This window comes from Terribacillus aidingensis, assembly GCF_900215625.1.
Lineage (GTDB): Bacteria > Bacillota > Bacilli > Bacillales > Amphibacillaceae > Terribacillus > Terribacillus aidingensis.
This window is the reverse complement of record NZ_OBEK01000002.1, coordinates 958,334-980,699: the sequence shown is the minus strand read 5'-3', so window position 1 is coordinate 980,699 and position 22,366 is coordinate 958,334. Positions and strand designations below refer to the sequence as shown.

Here is a 22,366-nt window from a genome sequence, read left to right as displayed (position 1 = left end):
ACGATTACGCTTAAGAAGAAGTTTCATCTGTATTACTATACCCTCGTTACATAGCAATAACGCAAGAAGGAGTCTTATACATGGATTACGAATATCTATTCAGGAAGCAGCAGGAGCTGGATTCCTATATTGAAGAGAACCTAGAGTCAGCAAATCGGAAAGATCTTTTCCGGAAAAAAATACTTGCACTGCAAGTGGAGATTGGCGAACTGGCCAATGAAACACGCTGCTTCAAATTTTGGAGCCGTAAAGGGCCAAGTGAGCAAGCTGTTATTTTGGAGGAATATGTAGACGGCCTGCATTTCATTTTGTCTGTAGGATTGGATAAAGGCTTGACGTATGCATCAGCACCGCTTCCTAACCAGGAGTGGGATCAGACAGATGCATTTCTGGAGCTTTACCGTACAATACATGTTTTTTATGCCGTACCAGATCAAGAAAATTACAACACACTGTTCCGCAGCTTCTTGCTGTTAGGTCAGCTGCTAGGTTTTGATGAACAAGCGATATTGAAAGCATATCAGCAAAAAAATGAAGTGAATCATACGAGACAGGACGAAGGCTATTAAACAGGGAGGCACACATATGAATGACAAACTGAAGATGCTAAAAGACTTAACCGATGCACCTGGTGTATCTGGAGACGAAGCTGCAATTCGCAATGTGATGCGGAATTATATCTCACCTTATGCACAAGAGGTGTCTACCGATAACTTGGGCAGCTTAATTGCGAAGCAAAAAGGCTCCAAACCAGACGGTCCGAAAGTAATGATTGCTGGGCATCTGGATGAGATTGGATTTATGGTGACGCGCATCGATGCGAACGGCTATCTATTTTTCCAAACACTTGGCGGCTGGTGGAGCCAAGTAATGCTGGCGCAGCGTGTCACTGTTCATACGCGTAAAGGAGAGCTTGTCGGGATTATCGGCTCTAAGCCGCCGCATCTGTTGTCCCTCGAAAAGCGGAAGAAACCAGCAGTCATAGAAGAAATGTTCATTGATATTGGTGCCAGCAGCAGGGAAGAAGCAGAGGAATTTGGTGTTCGTCCGGGAGATTCGGTCGTGCCGTATTTTGAATTCACAAAGATGAAGAATGAAAAGCTGCTGTTAGCGAAAGCTTGGGACAATCGGATTGGCTGTGCTGTTGCCATTGATGTACTGAAAAACTTACATCATACAGACAAAGAAGCAACTGTCTATGGTGTTGGAACCGTGCAAGAGGAAGTCAGAAGACGCGGTGCTATAACTTCTGCTAATAAGATTGGGCCGGATATCGCTTTTGCAGTTGATACAGGAATTGCTGGCGATACACCAGGTATAAGCGACAGAGAAGCGAATGGCAAGCTTGGCGGCGGTCCGCAAATCGTCTTATACGACGCTGCACATATTTCTCATAAAGGCTTGCGTGATTTGGTTATCCAGACCGCAGAAGAGCTGAAGATTCCTTATCAATACGATACGATAAAGGGCGGCGCAACCGATGCCGGCAGCATTCATTTGACCGGTGAAGGTGTTCCGGCTCTAACAATCGGCATCCCAACACGTTATATTCATACACATGCTGCGATGCTGCATGAAGATGATTATGATAACACTGTAAAATTGCTAACCGCAGTGATCGAGAAGCTTGACAAAGAAACAGTTGAAAAAATTACGTACAGCTAATAAAAAACCAGCTTCCTGGAGGAAGCTGGTTTTTTTACGCGAGATAACTGCCCATTACTTTACGGACGTAATTTGTTGTTTCGCTGAACGGCGGTATGCCATTGTATTTATCCACATTACCTGGTCCGGCATTATAAGCTGCCAGTGCTAAGCTTGTATTGCCGTCATAACGGTCAAGCATTTGGCTGAGGTATTTTGTACCTGCCATGACGTTTTGTTCGGGATCAAAGCTGTTCGTAACTCCAAGTCCTGCTGCTGTAGCCGGCATAAGCTGCATCAATCCTTGCGCTCCCACACCGCTCTGAGCTCTCGGATTGAAGTTTGACTCCATTTTTATAACAGAACGGATAAGCTTTTCATCTACGCCGTATCGGGAAGCTGCGCTGGAGATAATACTATCAATCGTACTATTCCCCGAACTGGCTGGAGCGCTCTCCATAATGGACTGCACAGCCGTGACGTTCTGCACTGGTGACGGGGTGCTAGTTGTTACATAGGGATTCAGATGAACTGGCATGTTTGCTTGCATTGATTGCATCAGCACATCGCTGAATGACTGGCTCGGGCTGGATAATTGGGAAAGTCCTGTCTGCTGCTGGTAAGATGCGCGGATAAGAGGACTAAGTGTCGAAAGCAGATAAGATGTATCCAAAAAACATATCTCCTGTCACATATTGTTAGTCCAATTGTAGCTCAAAAGAACCAGACGGACAAGACTTTATTTCGCCCCAGCATCAGCTTTGCGTCGCTTGTACTCCTTTTGCTAGTACATCAACCATTTCTGCTTTTTCGTTTTCATCAGCATGCTGCCAAATTAATTCAAACAGTACGCCAAGACCAGGAAGCAATACTTCTCTGCCGCCAATGGAATCTGTGATAGTTGCTTCCAGCTGTTCTTCATTATTGCCTTTAATATTCGCCAAAATAGCGCGTCGGATGTCCAAATCCATACATGAACACCTCCTTAACTTTTTTATAGTTTGACCGGGCTTTGTAAAACTATGTATGATAGAGGATATGTCGAGAAAGGGAAGTGAACGTGCGTTGATTACATCAACACAAAATGCCCAAGTAAAACAGTGGCAAAAATTAAAACGAAAAAAAGAACGGACAAAGACGAACACCTTTCTTGTGGAAGGTTTCCATTTAGTCGAAGAAGCAATTACAGCAGGCTGGACGATTGAACAGCTTATCCTTCGGGAAGAGACGGAACTGCCAGAATGGGCTTCTCATTTAGATGCAGAAACAGTCAGTGAGCATGTATTCAAGTCAATTACAGATACAGAGACGCCTCAAGGCATCGCGGCTGTCGTGCAGATGCAGGATAAAAAGCTGAAACGCCACAATCGAATTCTCTTATTAGATGCAGTACAAGATCCAGGCAATCTGGGGACAATTATTCGAACAGCTGATGCTGCTGGCTATGATGCGATATATGTTGGCGAAGGATCAGTTGATCGCTATAATGACAAAGTGGTTCGTGCGACTCAAGGCTCTATTTTCCACTTGCCGGTACTAACTGCTGACTTAGAATTATTGCTTCCAGAGCTGCAGGACAATGGATATACCGTCTGGGCAGCGGCGCTAGAGGGAGCGGTAGACTACCGAGCAGTAACTGCTCCGGAGAAGACAGCATTGCTAGTCGGTAATGAAGGAGCAGGAATTGATAAGCGGCTAATCGCCCAAAGCGACATGGCTGTCAAAATCCCGATATTTGGCAAAGCGGAATCGCTCAATGTTAGTATTGCAACTGGAATCCTGCTTTATCACACGGTAAACAAATAAAAGCGGGTTGCAAGTTGCGCCGGGATTTTCTATAATAAAACAAGATTCATATTGAGATGCGTGGAAAGAGTCAGTAATCCCTTGCGAATCGCAGCACCAGGAAGGCATGCCTTAGACTGAGAGCATGCTGGCTGCGGCAGCGGATGAACCTTCACTCTGGAGCAGGCGCCGGGACCTTGTCTGTTTTTGACAAGTAAAGGTGTATCCGGATTGCAAGATCCGTTATCAAGCTTCAAGTTGGGTGTACAAGTGTATACCAACAAGGGTGGTACCGCGAATGAAAGCTCGTCCCTTCTCGGAGGGAGGGGCTTTTTTTATGCTCAAAATCATAGGAGGCAAAAGCATGAGAGAAAAACTCGAAGCACTACAAGCAGAAGCCATCGAGAAAGTACAGCAAGCTGATAACCTGCAAGCTTTGCAGGACGTGCGCGTTGCTTACTTAGGTAAAAAAGGACCAATCACAGAAGTACTGCGCGGAATGGGGAAACTGTCTCCGGAAGAACGCCCGGTAATCGGCGAATTGGCAAATAAAGTTCGCGAAGCCATTGCAACAGCATTGGATAATAAAAAGAACTTGCTCGAAGAAGCAGCACTAAATGAACAGCTGCAAAAAGAAGCAATTGACGTGACGCTGCCAGGACGTCCAGTTAAAACAGGCGGCCCTCACTTGCTTACGAGCATCATTGAAGAAGTAGAAGACTTGTTCCTTGGAATGGGCTTTGAAATTAAAGAGGGACCAGAAGTAGAGACAGACTATTTCAACTTTGAAGCATTGAACTTGCCGCAAGATCACCCTGCGCGTGATATGCAAGATACATTTTATATTACAGATCATCTGCTTTTACGTACGCAAACATCGCCAGTGCAGGCTCGTACAATGCGGGAATACAACGGTGACAAAGCAATCAAGATGATCTGCCCAGGTATTGTATACCGCCGTGACAGTGATGATGCGACGCATTCCCATCAATTCACACAAATTGAAGGACTGCTGATTGATAAGAACGTTCGCATGAGCGATTTGAAGGGTGTTCTGCTCGAGTTCTCTCGTAAATTGTTTGGTGCTGACCGGGAAATCCGCTTGCGTCCAAGTTTCTTCCCATTTACAGAGCCGTCTGTAGAGGTTGATGTGACGTGTAAAGTTTGTGATGGGAAAGGCTGTAACGTCTGCAAGCACACTGGCTGGATTGAAATCCTTGGTGCCGGCATGGTACATTCCAATGTTCTTCGGATGAGCGGTTATGATCCGGAAGAATATTCCGGTTTCGCATTCGGTATGGGTGTAGAGCGTATCGCAATGCTTAAATACGGCGTTGACGATATCCGTCACTTCTATACGAATGATGTACGATTCCTATCGCAATACCATAAGGCATAACGGGAGGTTAGATAACGATGTTTGTATCTTTAAATTGGCTGAAACAATATGTAAACATAGATAATAGTACACCGGAGGAGCTAGCAGAAAGAATTACGCGCTCCGGTATCGAAGTAGAAGGAATTGAGCGCATTGCTCCAGAGAGCACGAACGTAGTAGTCGGCTATGTGGAAAGCTGTGAACAGCATCCAAATGCAGACAAATTAAATCTTTGTCAAATCAATGTTGGTACAGAAACATACCAAATCATTTGCGGTGCACCGAATATTGCACAAGGGCAGAAAATCGCAGCCGCACTACCGGGTGCGCGTCTTCCTGGCGGCATGAAGATCAAAAAAGCAAAACTGCGCGGCGTCGAATCGCACGGGATGGTTTGCTCACTTCAAGAATTAGGTATTGACGAGAAATTCGTACCAAAAGAATTCGCAGAAGGAATTTTTGTTTTTCCCGAAGATGCGGAGGTTGGAACTCCTGTTGCCGAACTGCTTAACTTAGATGATGTGATACTGGAGCTTGGTCTGACACCTAACCGTGCTGATGCGATGAGCATGCTTGGTGTTGCTTACGAAGTGGCAGCAATCTTGAATAAAGAAGTCAACTTGCCGGAGGAAGCGTATCCGACAAGCAACAGCAAAGCAGCTGACTTTGTACAAGTGAAAGTAGAAGATAATGAGCTTAACCCATATTACGGCGCTTATGTAATCGAAAACGTAAAGATTGCACCATCCCCGCTTTGGATGCGTAATTACTTAATGGCAGCAGGCATTCGCCCGATCAATAATGTTGTTGATATTACAAACTATGTGCTGCTTGTTTACGGACAGCCGCTGCACGCTTTTGATTATGACAAAGTGGCAACAAAAGAAATTGTTGTTCGAACTGCGAACGAAGGCGAAACAATGCAGACCTTGGATGATCAAGAACGCACGCTAACAGGCGATGAGCTCGTTATCACAAACGGTAAGGAGCCGATTGCACTTGCAGGTGTCATGGGCGGCGCTAACTCTGAAGTAACTAATCAGACGACAACTGTATTGCTGGAAGCAGCTTACTTTGATTCCCGTGCAATCCGACGTTCCAGCAAGCATCATAACTTGCGCAGTGAAGCGAGCTCTCGTTACGAAAAAGGTATTGATCCAAATCGCGTCAAAAAAGCAGGAGCTTATGCTGCCCGTTTGCTGGCGGAATACGCTGGGGGAGCGGTTGCCGAAGGTGTTGTTGAATTCGACGAATTAGATCGCCAAGAGAAAAAAGTCGAGCTAGATACGGCAAGTGTAAACGCACGTTTAGGTACCACAATCTCTGATGATGAAATCGCGTCTATTTTGACAAGATTGCAGTTCGGTTTTGAACAAGATAACAGCCAATTCGCGGTTTCTATCCCAACAAGACGCGGCGACATCAGCTTGTTTGAAGACATGCTCGAGGAAATTGCTCGTATTTACGGGTATGATAATATTCCTTACACGCTGCCAGAAGGTGAAGCGTTTGCTGGTAAACTGACAACAAAGCAATATCTGAAACGCCAGCTGAAACAGTATTTGCAAGGTGCTGGCTTGATGGAAACGATCACGTACTCGCTGACTAGCAAAGCACGCACAGAAATGCTTGTCAGCCCAGAAGTGAAAGAGCAAAGCGTACACGCTGTAGCATTAAAAATGCCGATGAGTGAAGAGCACAGCCACCTGCGCATTAGCTTGCTTCCAGAACTTGTGGACACGCTATCTTATAATGTGGCGCGTAAACAAGATAACTTAGGCTACTTTGAATTCGGTCGTATTTTCCTTTCAGAAGAAGAACAAACGACAGAGCAGCCAACCGAAACAGCTCGTCTTGCTGGTGCGATTACCGGCACATGGACGGAGCAGCCATGGCAGCAGGAGAAGAAGCCGGTCGATTTCTATGTCGTAAAAGGAATCGTTGAAGGCATCTTCGCTCAGCTTGACCTAGAACCTGTTTTCCAGCAGGCGCAAGTAGACGGTTATCATCCTGGCCGTACAGCAACTGTTTCCCATAACGGCCGCGCAGTTGGTGTTGTAGGACAATTGCACCCAACCGTACAAAAAGCGTACGATCTAAAAGAAACATATGTATTTGATTTAGATGTGGCTTATTTGATAGATCAGTATAAAGAAGAACCAAGCTTCCGCACTGTACCGCGTCATCCGTCTGTAACACGCGATATCGCCCTTGTGGTAGATGAAGCAGCGCATGCCGGCGACATTCAGCGGACGATCAAAGAAGCAGGCGGTGAGCTTGTGCAGCAAGTACAGATCTTCGATGTGTACCAAGGCGAGCACATGGAAGCTGGCAAGAAGTCCATTGCCTATACCGTGCTGTACCAAGATCCAACACGCACACTGACAGATGAAGAAGTAGAAGCTTCTTATAACAGCATTATGGAAGCTGTGAAAGCAGCGCATGGTGCGGAATTGAGAAGTTAATATAAAAAGATAAAGATAAGGCTGAAACGTAACTGTTAAAGCTATATAAAAATCCAAACAGTACTGCAATTAACAGCAGAATTGTTTGGATTTTTTGCATTGGAAATTAAGAGCACCGATTCGGAAATAAGAAGCGATTTTTTAATTAGTAATCATGTTACATAATCAAGGATGAGTAAGAGCATCTGTTAAATTATAATCAATATGTAAATTATTTCAATTATGATATAATCACCATATTAGTCGTACTAGGGGTGATCGTTTTCAAGTATCAGCGCGAACTATTTTATTTTTATCTGTTTACTATCTTTCCTCGGTGTAACTATTTATGCAATTATTGTAAGCAGGGCAATTGGTTATGGATTTCTAATTTTAATAGGTATAAACCTTGCTGCCTTCTTAGTTAGTAAATTAAAAAAGAAAAGAGAAACAGAGCAATAAATAGAGTTGTGTAATACTTCTGGGATCAACACCTAAGCAGGCTGGTATTGGTTCTTTTTATATCTCACTGCAAGTAAGCGTAAGAAATCTCATAACTTGTTTTCGCAATTCTTCATACTGAAGCAAATTTGTATCAGAAAAGGCTTCTTTGCGCCCTGCAGGAATGTCTTCATACGTGAGCTCTTCTTCAAATTGCGATGCAGTAAAATCCAGCCTTCTTTGATTAATAACATTGTAAAAATGCCAGCCCTCTGGGGCAGCAGTCCTCATAATCTCGCCGCCATAGATGTCTTGGATAACAAGGGCGGTAACACTGCACTGTCCTTTTGCTGGGTTAACAGGCGTCCATTTGGAACTGGTGTTTAATGACCAAGCATGCAGTAGAGCACGCTTGATATGTGTGTAGTTCATATTGTACTAATCCTCCCGTGTATTCATTTTGTTAAACATGGGATTATTTTCTATAATTCTACCAAAGATTCATGGAAAAAGGGGGAGCAGAATTGAATTTAAGAAAACCAGAACTATCACACGCAGAAACAATAGCAGCTATATGTTCCAAAGGGTGGCGGCAAACGGTTGCTGGGAAGCTTAGTGAGGATTTTCAGCGGCAGAATGTCGATTATTGGTACAATCTTGAACGTGTAAAAGAAGAAATCCAATCTGGCAGCTATCGTTATGTGGCAATGCAAGCTGGGCGAGTGGTTGGTGTCATTGGAGGAGTGGTAACAGCACAAACGACTGGGGAAGTGTTTGTGCTGTATGTAGATGAATCGGCGCGTTATAAGGGTGCTGGAAAGCTGCTGCTGGAGGCATTGACAAAGGATCAAAAGCAGCAAGGTGCTTCGGAACAATGGGTATCCGTACAAGAAGGCAATCTGTTAGGCATTCCTTTTTATGAAGCAAGAGGTTTCCGTCTGCGGGGCAAGAAAATCAATCTGACTGAAACAGGAGAAACGCAGGTGTCACTTCGGTATTATCGGGAAATAGATTAACAATACGTTAAAAGCGGAATTTACTGTCTATACTGGTACTAAGTGAGGGGATGTATGTGGCAAGACAGCATACTGGCAGATGTGAGCTTTGCGGCCGTGATGAGGTTACGTTAACAGAGCATCATCTTATACCAAAGGAAATGGGTGGCACATTTCTAGATACAGCGATGATTTGCATTCCGTGTCACAAACAAATCCATGCATTATATACAAACGAGGAGCTGGCAGCCCGGCTTGGTGCGATCGAAGCGCTGCGGTCAGATGTAAAACTGTCCAAGTATATAAAATGGATCCGCAAGCAGCCTGCTGGCAGGCTCGTGCGGACCAGGAAATCTAATAGTCGGCGAAAATATGGACGTTAGACGTACTTTTCGGCTTTGGTGCTATTTGCAAAATGCATTTTCGTGAATACAGGAAGCGCTTGGCGCCCCTTGCTCCGGATGAGGCGGCCGGCTGCTTGATCTACCGCTGCACTGGCACCTTTTGGAATGGTAAAGCCTGCTTGCTTGGAAAGCTTGTCCATCTCTTTTAAGAAGCTCGCTCGGGAGATGATCGAAGCTGCGGCTACAGCGAGAGAATAGCTTTCCGCCTTCGTCATAAAGCTCACGTCAGGCTGCAGCTTTTCTCCTTCAGAAGCAAGATGTTTTATATAAGTTGACGGCAGCTGAAACTGGTCAATCAGGATGCCATCCGGCATGGTCGGGGCAATCTTGGCAAGCAGCTTCTGGATAGCGTGGTGATGCATCATCGTTTTCATCTTGCCTTGCGACCAGCCGCGCTGCTGCAGCTGATTGTATTTTTCATTGCGCATCACTAAGAGGGAGTAGGGCATCTCTGCGAGCATAAGATCCTTTGCGATGCGCTGGATCACATCGTCCTTCAGAAGCTTTGAGTCTTTCACACCAAGCTCTTTCAGCAGTGCAACCTGGCTCTTATCTACATATGCACTCGCCACCGTAATGGGACCGAAGAAATCACCAGTACCTGCTTCGTCCGAGCCGATGTGAGAGGCGGTAAATAAAGAAGGGTCTGGCGCATACTTATGATCATTTACGCTTGGCTTTGAGGTGCTGGAGCTTTTAGAAGCTGCTGGAGATGTTCCCCATTTGTCTGCCTCTGTTTCCGGAGCTTTGCCTTGGAACAGCACTTTACCGGATTTATAGGCAGTGATGCTGCAGCTAGGTGTTTTGGCGGCAAAGACAGCTCCGGGTGGTGCCGCTTTCGCTGTTTGGCTGTATGCCGTTTTCATTTCCTGGATTTTGTCCAATGTTACTTGCAATACGATTTGTCCCACGTTCATCTCTCCAATCTGACATCCAGTATAGCATGCCGATAAAGCTATATTGAATTGTTTCCTAAATTGACACCTTCATGTTACTATAAGGTTTAGTATTATAAGAGAAGTGAGGGGGGATAACGTGTCCCAGTCAGATAAAACACGTGTTACGGTAGAAATACATAACCGATCCTATACAATTGTAGGCCAAGAGCCAGCTCATCGCATGCGCATGGTGGCGAGCCTAGTCGACCAGAAGATGTCGGAGATCTCTGCGGCGAATCCGAATCTTGATACAGCAAAATTAGCCGTACTAACGGCTGTAAATACGACAAATGATTATTTAAAACTAAAAGAAGACTATGCACAGTTGCTAGGTTCTATTACAAGGAAAGAGGCAAGCAAGGACAATGATTGATTTACTCATTATCGCGTTGCTCCTGTTCGGCGTTCTCGTCGGCTTGAAGCGAGGCTTCATTATGCAGCTGTTCCATTTGGCAAGCTTTATTGTGTCATTTATTGTTGCTGCTATTTATTATGATCAGCTGGCTCCGAAATTGGAATTATGGATTCCGTATCCGGATATGTCATCTGACAGTACGTGGTCCAATATATTTGGAGCTGTACCCTTAGATCAAGTGTTTTATAACGCCATTGCGTTTGCGATTCTCTTTTTCGCAACAAAAATTGTTTTACACATTATTGGATCGATGCTTGATTTTATCGCCGATTTGCCGATTTTACGTTCTGTCAACAAACTTCTTGGCGGTGCGCTCGGCTTCATCGAGATATATTTAATCGTATTCATCATTCTATATCTTTCCGTACTGCTGCCGATCACACCAATTCAGGAAGCACTGGATAAGTCAATACTCGCAGCTTGGATGGTGGAGCATACACCTTATATATCTGGTGAAATTAAAGATTTATGGCTGAATCATGTTGCAAATAAATTACCCAGCGAAATGATGGGATGGAATAACTAACCCTTGCGGCATCGTGCGCAAGGGTTTTCTACCTTGGTCGAGAGGATGAGACACATGGCTGTTAACAAAAAAGACGTTGTTAAACTATTAGAGACGATTGCAACTTATCTTGAACTAAAAGGGGAAAATACGTTCAAGGTATCTGCATACCGAAAAGCTGCGAATGCATTGGAAACAAATGATCAGTCACTAGATGAGATTACTGACTTTACAGCATTAAATGGCATCGGCAAAGGTACGGCCGCTGTGATAGAAGAATATATTCAAAACGAAGAGTCTGATACGCTGCGTCAGCTGCAGGAGGAAGTGCCTGAAGGCCTTGTGCCGCTTCTTGATTTGCCAGGATTAGGCGGGAAGAAACTGGCCAAGCTGTACCAGGAGCTTGGCGTCGTTGACGGAGCATCGTTGAAAACAGCAGTAGAATCAGGAAAAGTTGCAGCGCTAAGCGGCTTTGGCAAAAAGTCTGCTGAAAAAATTCTCGATGGCTTAGCAAATGTCGGATCCAGACCAGAGCGTATTCCAATTGCTATGATGCTGCCATTAGCAGAACGAATTGAAGCATTTTTGGAAAGTCTGGTTGGTATTGAGCGCTATGCCCGGGCCGGGAGCTTGCGCCGAATGCAGGAAACGGTGAAAGATTTGGACTTTATTATCGCAACGAATGAGCCAAAGGAAGTCCAAGAGCAGCTGCTGACAATTGAGAATCTAAAAGAAGTTATCGCCAATGGAGAAACAAAAGTATCCGTTACATTAGAAGAAGGTTATCACATTAACGTCGATTTCCGATTAATCGAACCAGAAGCTTTTGCGACGACTTTACATCACTTTACTGGTTCGGCTGACCACAATGTCGCTCTTCGTCAGCTGGCCAAAAAACGCGGCGAGCGGATTAGTGAATATGGTGTGGAGAATGTGGAAACAGGAGAACTGACTACATTCCAAACAGAGAAGGATTTTTTCCAGCACTTTGATTTAACCTTTATACCTCCTGAAATACGGGAAGCGCACGGCGAGTTAGACAGCTTCAAACAAGAAATGCCGCTCATTCAGCTTTCCGATATTCAAGGAGATTTGCACATGCACTCAACCTGGAGTGATGGTGCGCAGTCAATTGAACAAATGGCAAAGCAAGCAATCGAACTTGGCTATTCTTATATTGCAATTACAGATCACTCGAAATATTTGAAAGTAGCAAACGGGTTGGATGAGAAGCGTCTCCGAAAACAGCGGGAAGAAATTGAGCGTGTCAACGCTTTGTTCCCCGACTTTCATATTTTTGCTGGTGTGGAAATGGATATTCTGCCGGATGCCCGCTTAGACTTTAATGATGCATTTTTGCAAGAGATGGATTACGTAATCGGTGCAATTCATTCCAGCTTTTCGCAATCAGCTGAGCAAATAAAGGATCGTCTGACGGCAGCGCTGGAACATCCGAATGTAAATGTGATTGCCCATCCAACAGGCCGTCTTATTGGCAGAAGGGCCGGTTACGCGGCTGATCCGGATTGGCTGTTAGAGAAAGCGGCAGAAACAGGAACAGTCATTGAATTGAATGCCAATCCAAACCGACTGGACCTGTCGTGGACGTACTTAAAAAAAGCGCAGGAGCTCGGTGTCAAGATTGCTGTCAATACCGATGCCCACAGCTATGCGACACTATCCTTTATGGAAGTAGGGGTAGCTATGGCACGGAAAGGCTGGCTTAAACCGGAGACAGTCATCAACACATGGTCGAAGCAACAGTTGATGGAGCTTTTTCAGCGCAACTAACTGCTAAAAGTGAGGGGAAAAAATGAACAAACGAATATTCCGTGTGTTGGAATTTGATAAAATCATCCAAATGCTGAGTGAACAAGCTGCATCTTCACTTGGCAAAAAAAGAACGATGCAAATCCAGCCAGCAACCGAATTAGAAGCAGTCGAGCGGCTGCAAGCGGAAACGGATGAAGCGGCTTCCATTATCCGTCTTCGCGGAGGAATACCGCTCGGCGGGATTCATGATATCGGTGCAAGTGTGAAGCGAGCGGTAATTGGCGGCATTTTGAATGCCAATGAGTGCCTGGATATTGCCAGCACCATTTATGGCGGAAAGAATTTGAAACATTTCGTAGAAGAATTGGAAGACCTTGAACTGCCGATTATTCGGGCACTTGTTGAACAGCTTGTTTCGTTAAGCGACTTGGAGCGCCATATAAAAAACGCCATTGATGATCATGGACGTGTGATGGACGGCGCATCAGACCGTTTGCGCGGAATCCGTACTAAAATCCGTACGAATGAAAGCAGAGTAAGAGAGAAATTAGAATCTTATACCCGATCGAAAAGCAAGATGTTATCCGATTCTATTATTACAATTCGAAATGATCGCTATGTGCTGCCGGTCAAACAAGAATATCGCGGAGCAATCGGCGGTATTGTGCATGACCAGTCTTCCTCTGGACAGACATTGTTCATGGAGCCGCAAGCTGTTGTAGATATGAATAACCAGCTGCAGGAAGCACGAGCGCAGGAAAAAGCAGAGGTTGAACGAATTTTAAAAGAAATCAGTATGCGAGTTGCTGAAGATGAAGCGATCTTGCTCGCTAATATTGAGATTCTTGGTCAGATTGACTTTATAGCAGCTAGAGCAAAGCTGGGCGCGGTGATGCGCTGTTCCATGCCGAAAATGAACGATCAAGGTATTATTCATTTGAAGCAGGCAAGACATCCGCTCATCGATCCAGACGAAGTGGTAGCGAATGATATTGACCTTGGAGAAGATTATTCCACCATCGTGATTACCGGACCGAATACCGGCGGTAAAACGGTCACAATCAAGACAATCGGCCTTTGTACACTTATGGCTCAGTCCGGTTTGCAAGTGCCGGCACTTGATGGCGGAGAGATGGCTGTCTTTACCGATGTGTTTGCAGACATTGGCGATGAACAGTCTATTGAACAAAGCTTGAGTACATTTAGTTCACATATGGTGAACATCGTGGATATTTTGCAGCAAGTCGATCATCAATCACTTGTTTTGTTCGATGAACTTGGTGCCGGTACAGATCCTCAGGAAGGTGCCGCATTAGCAATGAGTATTTTGGATGAGACAATCAAGCGCGGTGCGTCCGTTGTAGCTACAACACACTATCCGGAGCTGAAGGCATATGGATTTAACCGAGAGCGTGTTGTAAACGCCAGCGTGGAATTTGATGTCGAAACACTGAAGCCAACGTATCGTCTCTTAATTGGTGTACCGGGACGCAGTAATGCCTTTGAGATATCACGCCGTCTCGGCTTAAAAGAATCTGTAATCGAAAGTGCAAAAGAACTGATTGGTACTGATTCGAAGAGTGTGGAAAACATGATAGCTTCCTTAGAGACTTCTCGCCGTCAAGCAGAACAGGATTATGAAACTGCCAGAACACAGCTGGAACAAGCAGAGGCGCTGAAGCAGGATTTGGAGAAGCAATGGCAGGAGTTTGACGCCAAGCGGGAACGTCTTTACCAAAAAGCAGAAGAAAAAGCTGCTAAAGCGGTAGAAAGAGCGCGGGAAGAAGCAGAAGAAATTGTCAGCTCGCTTCGTACGATGAAAAATCAAGCTAGTGTAAAAGAGCATGAAATTATTGAAGCGCGAAAACGGCTGGAGGATGCTTCACCAGAGCTTGCTAAAAAAGGTGCCAAATCAGCACCAAAATCGAAGGAATCCCAGCAGCTCATGCCTGGTGACGAAGTACTTCTGCTCACACTCGGCCAAAAAGGAACAGTTGTCGAGAAGGTCAGCGACAAAGAATATTTACTCCAAATTGGAATTATGAAAATAAAAGCGAAACGAAAAGACGTTGAATTCGTAAAGAGACAAGATACATTAAAAGAAAAGCCGGTAGCCACTGTAAAGGGCTCCGCCTATCATGTAAGCACAGAGCTGGATTTGCGCGGAGAACGATACGAAGATGCACTGCGCCGCGTAGAGAAATATGTGGATGATGCACTATTAGCGGGATATCCGCAAGTATCAATTATTCATGGTAAAGGAACAGGCGCATTGCGGACAGGTGTGCAGGAATTTGCCAAGCGTCATCGTGCCGTGAAAAATCATCGCTCCGGCGGTATGAGTGAAGGCGGAACTGGTGTTACCGTGCTGGAATTTCAGTAACGACCGGGGGAATTCGAAGTTATGGAGTCATTTTGGGAAAATACGTTTGTCCTGACAGCTGCTCGCTATAGTGTGGCAGTATTGAGCATTATTGTATTCATGGCTATTTTCGAGCTGGTTACTTCTTATAAGAACTGGGAAGAAATCAGACGAGGAAACTTATCAGTAGCGATGGCGACAGGGGGAAAGATGTTCGGAATTGCGAATGTGCTTCGTTTTTCTTATGAACATAATGATGGTATCTTAGAGAGTATTGTGTGGAGTTCTGTCGGCTTCGTCATGCTGCTGATCGGTTATTTTATCTTTGAGTTCCTGACGCCGACTTACAAGATTGACAAGGAGATTGCGAATGATAATCGCGCAGTAGGGTTTATTTCGCTTGTTATTTCCGTAGGATTGTCTTATGTTATAGGAGCAAGTATTTAGTACGATGTTTAGGAATGGAGCCTTCTAAGCAAACTAGTAGCGTTCCGGACTTCAGCAGTGCTATACTCTGGTGAAAGCTTTATTTAGGAGGAATAGACAATGGCAATTGTAAATGCAACGGATTCAAACTTTAGTACAGAAACTGGTCAAGGACTTGTCCTTGCTGACTTTTGGGCAACTTGGTGCGGCCCTTGTAAAATGATCGCTCCAGTATTGGAAGAAATCGATGGCGAAATGAGCGATAAAGTCAAAATCGTAAAACTCGACGTTGATGAAAACCAAGCAACTGCTGGTAAATTCGGCGTAATGAGCATTCCGACTTTGCTTCTTTTCAAAGATGGCGAAGTTGTAGACCAAGTTATTGGTTACCAGCCAAAAGAAGCTCTTGTTGAGCTAGTAAACAAACACGCGTAAGCAATCATGAATTGGATCCCTTGTTACTTTCTGTAGCAAGGGTTCCTTTATGTAAAGAATAGTATAGAGGGGAAAGCGAATGAACAAGACGATTACAGATAAACTCGCTGTTCTGCCGCCGCAGCCTGGCTGTTATTTGATGAAAGATAAAAATGGGACAGTCATCTATGTTGGAAAGTCTAAGACACTCCGCAATCGCGTGCGCTCCTATTTTACTGGTGCACACGACCGCAAAACACAGCGGCTTGTCGCAGAGATTGTCGATTTCGAATATATTGTCACCTCCTCCGAAATCGAAGCACTCATTCTAGAAATGAATTTAATCAAAAAATACGATCCCAAATATAACATCCTGCTAAAGGATGATAAGACATATCCCTATTTGAAAATTACAGCAGAAGAACAGCCGCGCTTGCTGGTGACACGAAAAGTGAAAAAAGATAAAGGCAAATACTTTGGACCGTATCCGAACGTCATCGCAGCCAGGGAAACGAAGAAACTGCTGGACAGGCTTTACCCGCTGCGTAAATGCAATACGATGCCGGACCGTGTTTGCTTGTATTACCATATGCACCAATGCCTTGGTCCTTGCGTATATCCTGTTTCCCAAGAAACAAACCGTAATATCGTACAAAATATTACGACCTTCTTAAATGGCGGACACCATCAGATTAAGAAGGATTTGCAGCAAAGGATGCAGGAAGCATCGGAAGAACTTGATTTTGAACGGGCAAAAGAATTGCGTGATCAAATCCAGCATATTGAATCCGTCATGGAGCAGCAGAAGATGACATTGACGGATCAGACAGACAGAGACGTTTTCGGTTTTGCTTATGACAAAGGCTGGATGTGCGTGCAAGTATTCTTTATCCGCCAAGGCAAGCTGATTGAGCGTGATGTCAGCATGTTCCCGTTCTTTGATGAACCAGAAGAAACATTCCTTACCTTTGTCGGGCGTTTCTATTTACATCAAAACCACTTGATGCCAAAACAGGTGCTCGTACCTATTGGCACGAACGTGGAAGGGTTGCAGCAGTTACTGGATACCGATGTTGCCATCCCATTCCGAGGCCGAAAAAAAGAACTAGTGGAGCTTGCCAGAAAGAATGCAAAAATCGCTATTAAAGAAAAATTCTCGCTTATTGAGCGTGATGAAGACCGAACGATCAAAGCAGTAGAGTCACTTGGAGAAAAGCTGAATATTGAAACGCCGCATCGCATTGAAGCTTTTGATAACTCGAATATTCAAGGAACCGATCCAGTGTCAGCGATGATTGTTTTCACCGATGGGCGTCCTGACAAAAAAGAATATCGAAAGTACAAAGTACGTGATGTAAAAGGTCCGGATGATTACGATACGATGCGGGAAGTCATCAGACGCCGCTACAAGCGTGTATTGCAGGATAACCTGCCGCTGCCTGACTTAATTGTCATTGACGGCGGAAAAGGCCAAATGAGCGCTGCCTTGGAAGTTCTGGAGGACGAACTTGGATTAGATATCCCGGTTTGCGGACTTGCAAAGGATGACAAGCACCGAACGAGTGAATTGCTTTACGGCACACCCCCAGAAGTCGTTAATTTTGACCGAAATACACAGGATTTTTATTTGGTTCAGCGGATACAGGATGAAGTCCATCGCTTTGCCATCAGCTTCCACCGTCAGCTTCGCGGCAAAAGTGCGATCAAATCCAAGCTGGATGATATTCCTGGCGTAGGGGAGAAGCGCAGAAGACTGCTTATGCGCCATTTCAAATCAGTACCAGCTATCCAGGAAGCTTCCGTCGAAGAAATTAGCAAGCTTGGTATACCAGCACCAACTGCGCAAGTTATATTGAATCATTTGAATAACCCGCAAGATGAACAAGAGGATGAACAAGAATAGACCAGGCTTATGATGGCCTGGCCTATTTTTTATGAGAAAGAGGAGAATGATGCAAGAAGGTAATTATTATGCAAAAACAACTGTATATCAGCTTATACAGACAGTTGTACTAGAGGAATGGACTAGAACCTCGGGAGAAATATTGTCTCTCCGTCTCCAGGAACCTTTCCCTTATGATGATGTGAAGCAGTTTATAGCAGATCATCCGAAGGCAGATATGTTGAACGGAGCAGATTGGAATACATATTGGATGGACATTGCTGCTGCCGTAAATTATATAGCAAAGGCAAGCTGCCAAGCAGATCTTTCGATGCGTGGTGCAGCGAAAGCTTCTTTTTAATTCATCCAGAATGGACTTTTCAAGGAAACAGGTTTATTAAAAAGTACGCTGGGTTTTATTTCGCATATAAAACAATTGAGCTCGCCCGCTTTATTATTCCTTTATTATCGCAAGACCCGAGGTTGTATCAGCCTTGAAAGAGAAATACAAATAATGAAAGCATACAAAAAAGACGTGTGAGAGTCTCCACACGTCTTTATCGATTAATCTTCTTTAGCAAAATATACATGAAACTGGACATGTTCCCGTTTCGGTACGTTTTCGTCTACAACTTCACATACAAGCTCTTGAATTTGTTCTATACTGGCAGCTAGGAAGCCTGCTTCCATGCGATATTCCTTCCCGAGACCAACGTTCCATCTATGTACGACGGGAGCCCCGGAGAGCTGGAATGTCATTTCATGCCGTTTCTGTTTGACGAGACTCAGGTTTCCCCAGCCCATCTGGATAAAGAAATCCTCGATTTGTTCCATGGACGCTGGATTAACTTTCCGCGCCAGTTTCTTTCCAAGAACATAAAGGATAGAGGAGGAGTCCTCGCCTAATAAGTCTGGTAAACTGACAAAACGCAATATATCATGACCAGCTCCGTGGGTAATGAGCTGCTCCATATAATCTCTGTCGAATTCTTGCATTCTTTTTTGCATGCGTGTCTTCCTTTCCCGCCTTGTTGCAATTACAAGTTATCTGTATTCACTTTAACACGAAAACAGTACTTCCCGCTATTGTCTTTTGGCGGAATTAAGAATGTTTACACAGCTGACAAAAAACGACCTGTTTCGTCTGTATTTAACAAAATAAAAAAACTGTTTATTAATTTTTTCGAAGCGTTTTCTTGACGCCTAAATTTGATAGTTATACAATAATATTGTTAATAACGGATATTAGTTTTCAATCGGTCTTATTTACGACTGGTTATGAAAACGCAATCATTCTGTTAATTCAGAGAGCTACAGAGGGGGTACGTATGAACGAGAATCGAGAGTTTTTCTACCGCAGGCTTCATTCGTTGTTGGGAGTGCTTCCAATAGGAATCTTCCTTATCCAGCATTTGGTAATCAACCATTTTGCTGCATACGGAAGCGACAGCTTTAATAAAGCTGCCGGTTTCATGCACGATCTTCCATTCCGCTTTGTCCTTGAATGGGTGGTTATTTACATACCGATCCTTTACCATGCTATTCTCGGTGTGTACATTGTATTGACAGGTAAGAACAATACGAGAAGATATGGCTACTTCCGTAACTTAATGTTCTTGCTGCAGCGGGTCACTGGTATCGTGACATTGATCTTCATTGCGTGGCATGTCTATCAAACTCGTATTATTACAATCTTTACGCAGGAAACGATTGACTTTGATTTCATGGAAGCGATTCTTACGCAGCCATTCTTCTTCTGGTTCTACTTGATTGGCGTCATTTCCACAACGTTCCACTTCGCGAACGGGTTATGGAGTTTCCTGGTTACTTGGGGCATTACCGTGTCACCGCGTTCTCAGCGAATCGCCACATATGCGACGCTGTTTGTATTCCTGGGCGTTACGTATTTGGGAATACGTTCCTTGCTTGCAATCGGAATGGGCGTATAAGATAGCAGCTTTAAGAAAGGGGACTTAAAGATATGAGTAAACGTAACATAGTGGTCGTCGGCGGGGGACTTGCAGGCTTGATGGCTACCATTAAAGCTGCAGAAGCTGGCGTACATGTAGATTTATTATCGATTGTTCCAGTGAAACGCTCCCACTCTGTTTGTGCCCAAGGTGGCATTAACGGCGCAGTTAATACGAAAGGGGAAGGCGATTCCACTTGGGAACATTTTGACGATACAGTATACGGCGGAGACTTCCTTGCCAACCAAGGTCCGGTTAAAGGAATGTGTGATGCTGCACCAAGCATCATCCATATGCTTGACCGGATGGGTGTTATGTTTAACAGAACGCCTGAAGGACTGCTTGATTTCCGCCGTTTCGGGGGTACACAATACCACCGGACAGCTTACGCTGGTGCGACGACTGGCCAGCAGCTGCTTTACGCGCTGGATGAACAAGTCCGCCGCTTCGAAACAGCCGGTCTCGTAACGAAATATGAGGGCTGGGAATTTGTTCATGCAATCATTGATGAAGAAGGTATCGGTCGCGGTATCCTGACACAGAACATCCAATCCCATGAATTGCGCGCATTGCGTGCAGATGCTGTCATTATGGCAACAGGCGGACCAGGGATCATCTTCGGTAAATCCACAAACTCCATTATCAATACAGGTTCGGCTGCTGGTGCGTTGTACGAACAAGGCGCAATTTATGCGAATGGAGAGTTCATTCAGATTCACCCGACCGCGATACCAGGTGATGATAAACTTCGCCTGATGAGTGAATCTGCCCGCGGAGAAGGCGGCCGTGTATGGACGTATAAAGATGGTGAGCCTTGGTACTTCTTAGAAGAGAAGTATCCGGCTTACGGAAACTTGGTGCCGCGTGATATCGCCACTCGAGAAATTTTCGATGTGTGTGTAAACCAAAAGCTCGGTATCAATGGAGAGAACATGGTGTACCTGGATCTATCTCATAAGGATCCGAAAGAATTGGATGTCAAACTGGGTGGAATTATTGAAATCTACGAGAAATTCGCTGGAGATGATCCGCGCAAAGTACCGATGAAAATCTTCCCGGCCGTGCACTATTCGATGGGCGGTCTATGGATCAGCGATGATCAGATGACAAACATCCCAGGAATATTTGCAGCTGGAGAATGTGACTACTCACAGCATGGTGCGAATCGTCTTGGCGCCAACTCCCTGCTGTCTGCTATCTACGGCGGAATGGTTGCAGGACCGAATGCAATTAAATATATTGACGGATTAGATAAACACGCAGATGACCTTTCCAGCAAGCTGTTCGACGATGCCCTTGCAAAAGAGCAGGCGTCCTTCGATAAGCTGATCAAGATGGACGGAAAGGAAAATGCGTACAAGCTGCATCGTGAGCTTGGCGAGTGGATGACAGATAATGTGACAGTTGTTCGCGAAAACAGCAAGCTGCTGAAAACAGACGATAAACTGCAGGAGCTTCAGGAACGCTGGAACAATATCAACATCCATGATACGTCGCTTTGGAGCAACCAAGGTGTTATGTTCACACGCCAGCTGAAGAATATGCTTCACTTAGCACGTGTGATGACAATTGGTGCATACCAGCGGAACGAGAGCCGCGGAGCCCATTACAAGCCGGAATTCCCGGAACGTAACGATGAAGATTTCTTGAAAACAACAATGGCTAGATATGATGAATCTACCAACTCACCACATATCTATTATGAAGCAGTCGACACTTCCTATATCGAGCCAAGAAAACGTGACTACAGCCAAGCGAAAGCGAAGGAGGCAAAAGCATAATGGAAGCGACCAAACAAGAGACGGTTACCCTGATTGTTACGCGTCAGAACGATCCGAGCAGCGCTCCTTATGAAGAAACGTTTGAGGTACCATACCGGGAGAATATGAATGTTATTTCTGCATTAATGGAGATTCGCAGAAATCCGGTGAATGCGGAAGGAAAAGATACTACGCCAATTTACTGGGATATGAACTGTCTGGAGGAAGTGTGCGGAGCTTGCTCTATGGTGATCAATGGTGAGCCTAGACAATCTTGTGCTGCATTAATTGATAAACTGGAGCAGCCAATCCGTCTTGAGCCAATGTCGACTTTCCCAATCGTTCGTGACTTGGCCGTTGACCGGTCTCAAATGTTCGACAGTTTGAAAAAAGTCAAAGCGTGGGTGCCAATTGATGGCACGTACGATCTTGGACCAGGACCGCGTATGCCGGAGAAAAAACGCCAGTGGGCCTACGAACTATCCAAGTGCATGACTTGCGGAGTATGTTTGGAAGCATGCCCGAACGTAAACGACAAATCGGACTTTATTGGTCCTGCACCGATTTCCCAAGTACGTTTATTCAACTCTCACCCAACAGGAGCAATGAACAAGGGAGAACGTCTGGAAGCTTTAATGGGCGAAGGCGGCATCGGCAGCTGCGGTAACTCCCAAAACTGCGTCCAAGTTTGTCCAAAAGGTATTCCGTTAACAACGTCCATCGCCGAGATGAACCGCGCAACGAATATCCAATCGTTTAAGAACTTCTTTGGCAGTGATACGAATTATTAAAATAGAGAAACGGAACTCTTATTAGGGTTCCGTTTTTTG

General features: G+C 44.9%; 23 protein-coding genes. 18 read left to right on the top strand and 5 right to left on the bottom strand.

Annotated elements, in window-relative coordinates; translation table 11 throughout:
* Positions 1-80: 80 nt before the first annotated feature.
* Complete coding sequence (locus tag CRO17_RS10340) at positions 81-569, top strand: dUTP diphosphatase (protein WP_097041847.1); 489 nt, start codon at positions 81-83, stop codon at positions 567-569.
* Positions 570-585: 16 nt separating this feature from the next.
* Complete coding sequence (locus CRO17_RS10335; RefSeq protein ID WP_097041845.1) at positions 586-1,665, top strand: M42 family metallopeptidase; 1,080 nt, start codon at positions 586-588, stop codon at positions 1,663-1,665.
* Between the two features lie 34 nt (positions 1,666-1,699).
* Here CRO17_RS10335 and CRO17_RS17885 read toward each other — a convergent pair whose 3' ends face one another.
* Positions 1,700-2,317 (bottom strand): lytic transglycosylase domain-containing protein, encoded by a 618-nt coding sequence (locus tag CRO17_RS17885; protein WP_281253816.1) that lies wholly within the window; start codon positions 2,315-2,317, stop codon positions 1,700-1,702.
* 82 nt (positions 2,318-2,399) lie between these two features.
* Positions 2,400-2,615 carry a small acid-soluble spore protein SspI gene (sspI, locus tag CRO17_RS10325; RefSeq protein WP_097041843.1) on the bottom strand — a complete coding sequence of 72 codons (216 nt, stop codon included), beginning with the start codon at positions 2,613-2,615 and terminating at the stop codon, positions 2,400-2,402.
* A gap of 94 nt (positions 2,616-2,709) precedes the next feature.
* On the opposite strand from sspI, the gene CRO17_RS10320 reads away from it, so the two are divergent.
* From CRO17_RS10320 to pheT, 3 genes are all read left to right on the top strand, one after another.
* A complete protein-coding gene (locus CRO17_RS10320) occupies positions 2,710-3,450 on the top strand; it encodes a TrmH family RNA methyltransferase (RefSeq protein WP_097041841.1) in 741 nt (246 codons plus the stop codon).
* Between the two features lie 343 nt (positions 3,451-3,793).
* A complete protein-coding gene (pheS, locus tag CRO17_RS10315; RefSeq protein WP_097041839.1) occupies positions 3,794-4,828 on the top strand; it encodes a phenylalanine--tRNA ligase subunit alpha in 1,035 nt (344 codons plus the stop codon).
* Positions 4,829-4,845: 17 nt separating this feature from the next.
* On the top strand, positions 4,846-7,272 hold the full coding sequence (gene pheT / locus CRO17_RS10310; RefSeq protein ID WP_097041837.1) for a phenylalanine--tRNA ligase subunit beta: 2,427 nt from the start codon (positions 4,846-4,848) through the stop codon (positions 7,270-7,272).
* A 498-nt stretch (positions 7,273-7,770) separates the two neighbouring features.
* Here the strand turns inward: pheT and CRO17_RS10305 are convergent, their stop codons facing one another.
* A complete protein-coding gene (locus tag CRO17_RS10305; RefSeq protein ID WP_097041835.1) occupies positions 7,771-8,124 on the bottom strand; it encodes a YunG family protein in 354 nt (117 codons plus the stop codon).
* A 92-nt stretch (positions 8,125-8,216) separates the two neighbouring features.
* Between CRO17_RS10305 and CRO17_RS10300 the strand changes: the two genes are divergently transcribed.
* Together CRO17_RS10300 and CRO17_RS10295 are read left to right on the top strand one after the other, a co-directional pair.
* Positions 8,217-8,708, top strand: a complete 492-nt coding sequence (locus CRO17_RS10300) for a GNAT family N-acetyltransferase (protein ID WP_245864753.1) — start codon at positions 8,217-8,219, stop codon at positions 8,706-8,708.
* A 56-nt stretch (positions 8,709-8,764) separates the two neighbouring features.
* Positions 8,765-9,070, top strand: a complete 306-nt coding sequence (locus tag CRO17_RS10295) for an aldo-keto reductase family protein (protein WP_097041830.1) — start codon at positions 8,765-8,767, stop codon at positions 9,068-9,070.
* Here CRO17_RS10295 and rnhC read toward each other — a convergent pair.
* Positions 9,067-10,008, bottom strand: a complete 942-nt coding sequence (gene rnhC / locus CRO17_RS10290) for a ribonuclease HIII (protein WP_143596010.1) — start codon at positions 10,006-10,008, stop codon at positions 9,067-9,069. The two genes, CRO17_RS10295 and rnhC, sit on opposite strands and share 4 nt — an antisense overlap.
* Positions 10,009-10,126: 118 nt before the next feature.
* Here rnhC and zapA point away from each other — a divergent pair, with 118 nt between their 5' ends.
* The 8 genes from zapA to CRO17_RS10250 all read left to right on the top strand — a co-directional run bounded on the left by zapA (position 10,127) and on the right by CRO17_RS10250 (position 18,167).
* Positions 10,127-10,402 (top strand): cell division protein ZapA, encoded by a 276-nt coding sequence (gene zapA / locus CRO17_RS10285; protein ID WP_077308161.1) that lies wholly within the window; start codon positions 10,127-10,129, stop codon positions 10,400-10,402.
* A complete protein-coding gene (locus tag CRO17_RS10280) occupies positions 10,395-10,970 on the top strand; it encodes a CvpA family protein (protein WP_097041826.1) in 576 nt (191 codons plus the stop codon). The genes zapA and CRO17_RS10280 overlap by 8 nt, the downstream gene beginning before the upstream one ends.
* A 54-nt stretch (positions 10,971-11,024) precedes the next feature.
* On the top strand, positions 11,025-12,740 hold the full coding sequence (gene polX / locus CRO17_RS10275) for a DNA polymerase/3'-5' exonuclease PolX (protein ID WP_097041824.1): 1,716 nt from the start codon (positions 11,025-11,027) through the stop codon (positions 12,738-12,740).
* A gap of 22 nt (positions 12,741-12,762) precedes the next feature.
* Positions 12,763-15,105, top strand: coding sequence for an endonuclease MutS2 (locus CRO17_RS10270; protein ID WP_097041822.1), 2,343 nt, complete (start codon positions 12,763-12,765; stop codon positions 15,103-15,105).
* A gap of 21 nt (positions 15,106-15,126) precedes the next feature.
* Positions 15,127-15,531 carry a DUF350 domain-containing protein gene (locus CRO17_RS10265; protein ID WP_097041820.1) on the top strand — a complete coding sequence of 135 codons (405 nt, stop codon included), beginning with the start codon at positions 15,127-15,129 and terminating at the stop codon, positions 15,529-15,531.
* Positions 15,532-15,630: 99 nt separating this feature from the next.
* Positions 15,631-15,945: a thioredoxin gene (trxA, locus tag CRO17_RS10260; RefSeq protein ID WP_097041818.1), complete on the top strand. Its 315-nt coding sequence runs from the start codon at positions 15,631-15,633 to the stop codon at positions 15,943-15,945.
* A 79-nt stretch (positions 15,946-16,024) separates the two neighbouring features.
* Positions 16,025-17,827, top strand: coding sequence for an excinuclease ABC subunit UvrC (gene uvrC / locus CRO17_RS10255; RefSeq protein WP_097041816.1), 1,803 nt, complete (start codon positions 16,025-16,027; stop codon positions 17,825-17,827).
* Positions 17,828-17,876: 49 nt separating this feature from the next.
* The gene (locus CRO17_RS10250) at positions 17,877-18,167 is read left to right on the top strand and encodes a hypothetical protein (protein ID WP_097041813.1); all 291 of its coding nucleotides are present in this window, start codon (positions 17,877-17,879) and stop codon (positions 18,165-18,167) included.
* A 203-nt stretch (positions 18,168-18,370) separates the two neighbouring features.
* Here CRO17_RS10250 and CRO17_RS10245 read toward each other — a convergent pair whose 3' ends face one another.
* Entirely contained in the window at positions 18,371-18,814 is a 444-nt protein-coding gene (locus tag CRO17_RS10245; protein WP_097041811.1) for a YslB family protein, read from the bottom strand.
* Positions 18,815-19,134: 320 nt separating this feature from the next.
* Here CRO17_RS10245 and CRO17_RS10240 point away from each other — a divergent pair, with 320 nt between their 5' ends.
* Genes CRO17_RS10240 through sdhB form a run of 3 tightly spaced genes read left to right on the top strand, consistent with a single transcriptional unit; the run spans position 19,135 to position 22,327 of the window.
* Positions 19,135-19,755 (top strand): succinate dehydrogenase cytochrome b558 subunit, encoded by a 621-nt coding sequence (locus CRO17_RS10240; protein WP_097041809.1) that lies wholly within the window; start codon positions 19,135-19,137, stop codon positions 19,753-19,755.
* 32 nt (positions 19,756-19,787) lie between these two features.
* Positions 19,788-21,557: a succinate dehydrogenase flavoprotein subunit gene (gene sdhA, locus CRO17_RS10235; protein ID WP_097041807.1), complete on the top strand. Its 1,770-nt coding sequence runs from the start codon at positions 19,788-19,790 to the stop codon at positions 21,555-21,557.
* Positions 21,557-22,327 (top strand): succinate dehydrogenase iron-sulfur subunit, encoded by a 771-nt coding sequence (gene sdhB / locus CRO17_RS10230; protein WP_097041805.1) that lies wholly within the window; start codon positions 21,557-21,559, stop codon positions 22,325-22,327. The genes sdhA and sdhB overlap by 1 nt, the downstream gene beginning before the upstream one ends.
* Positions 22,328-22,366: the final 39 nt, after the last annotated feature.

What these genes read in the sequence shown, in the direction of transcription:
- CRO17_RS10305 (WP_097041835.1), bottom strand. Translation starts at nt 8,124, where the DNA reads ATGAACTACACACATATCAAGCGTGCTCTACTGCATGCTTGGTCATTA.
- CRO17_RS10245 (WP_097041811.1), bottom strand. Translation starts at nt 18,814, where the DNA reads ATGCAAAAAAGAATGCAAGAATTCGACAGAGATTATATGGAGCAGCTC.
- polX (WP_097041824.1), top strand. Translation starts at nt 11,025, where the DNA reads ATGGCTGTTAACAAAAAAGACGTTGTTAAACTATTAGAGACGATTGCA.
- pheS (WP_097041839.1), top strand. Translation starts at nt 3,794, where the DNA reads ATGAGAGAAAAACTCGAAGCACTACAAGCAGAAGCCATCGAGAAAGTA.
- CRO17_RS10270 (WP_097041822.1), top strand. Translation starts at nt 12,763, where the DNA reads ATGAACAAACGAATATTCCGTGTGTTGGAATTTGATAAAATCATCCAA.
- sdhB (WP_097041805.1), top strand. Translation starts at nt 21,557, where the DNA reads ATGGAAGCGACCAAACAAGAGACGGTTACCCTGATTGTTACGCGTCAG.
- pheT (WP_097041837.1), top strand. Translation starts at nt 4,846, where the DNA reads ATGTTTGTATCTTTAAATTGGCTGAAACAATATGTAAACATAGATAAT.
- CRO17_RS10335 (WP_097041845.1), top strand. Translation starts at nt 586, where the DNA reads ATGAATGACAAACTGAAGATGCTAAAAGACTTAACCGATGCACCTGGT.
- CRO17_RS10280 (WP_097041826.1), top strand. Translation starts at nt 10,395, where the DNA reads ATGATTGATTTACTCATTATCGCGTTGCTCCTGTTCGGCGTTCTCGTC.
- rnhC (WP_143596010.1), bottom strand. Translation starts at nt 10,008, where the DNA reads ATGAACGTGGGACAAATCGTATTGCAAGTAACATTGGACAAAATCCAG.
- CRO17_RS10250 (WP_097041813.1), top strand. Translation starts at nt 17,877, where the DNA reads ATGCAAGAAGGTAATTATTATGCAAAAACAACTGTATATCAGCTTATA.
- trxA (WP_097041818.1), top strand. Translation starts at nt 15,631, where the DNA reads ATGGCAATTGTAAATGCAACGGATTCAAACTTTAGTACAGAAACTGGT.
- sdhA (WP_097041807.1), top strand. Translation starts at nt 19,788, where the DNA reads ATGAGTAAACGTAACATAGTGGTCGTCGGCGGGGGACTTGCAGGCTTG.
- CRO17_RS10240 (WP_097041809.1), top strand. Translation starts at nt 19,135, where the DNA reads ATGAACGAGAATCGAGAGTTTTTCTACCGCAGGCTTCATTCGTTGTTG.
- CRO17_RS10340 (WP_097041847.1), top strand. Translation starts at nt 81, where the DNA reads ATGGATTACGAATATCTATTCAGGAAGCAGCAGGAGCTGGATTCCTAT.
- uvrC (WP_097041816.1), top strand. Translation starts at nt 16,025, where the DNA reads ATGAACAAGACGATTACAGATAAACTCGCTGTTCTGCCGCCGCAGCCT.
- CRO17_RS10265 (WP_097041820.1), top strand. Translation starts at nt 15,127, where the DNA reads ATGGAGTCATTTTGGGAAAATACGTTTGTCCTGACAGCTGCTCGCTAT.
- sspI (WP_097041843.1), bottom strand. Translation starts at nt 2,615, where the DNA reads ATGGATTTGGACATCCGACGCGCTATTTTGGCGAATATTAAAGGCAAT.